We start from the raw sequence: 204 nt of genomic DNA, 5'->3' as shown, positions 1-204 counted from the left end.
GGTGCACCCGAGAGGATTCGAACCTCTGACCGCCCGGTTCGTAGCCGGGTACTCTATCCAGCTGAGCTACGGGTGCATTGCATACTAATTCTGTTACCGGAAATCAGTTTTGAAATAAAGTGATAAGATGGTGCACCCGAGAGGATTCGAACCTCTGACCGCCCGGTTCGTAGCCGGGTACTCTATCCAGCTGAGCTACGGGTG

The 204-nt window shown here is 53.9% G+C and carries 1 tRNA gene; it reads right to left on the bottom strand.

The window, feature by feature from the left end:
* Positions 1–2: 2 nt before the first annotated feature.
* Positions 3–76, bottom strand: a tRNA-Arg gene (locus R5268_RS19415).
* Positions 77–204 lie beyond the last annotated feature (128 nt).

Origin of the sequence: Morganella sp. BCCO 40_0007 (genome assembly GCF_032989665.1) — a bacterium.
In the GTDB taxonomy this organism is placed as follows: Bacteria; Pseudomonadota; Gammaproteobacteria; order Enterobacterales; family Enterobacteriaceae; genus Morganella; species Morganella sibonii.
This window is presented reverse-complemented; position numbering and strand designations above follow the sequence as displayed.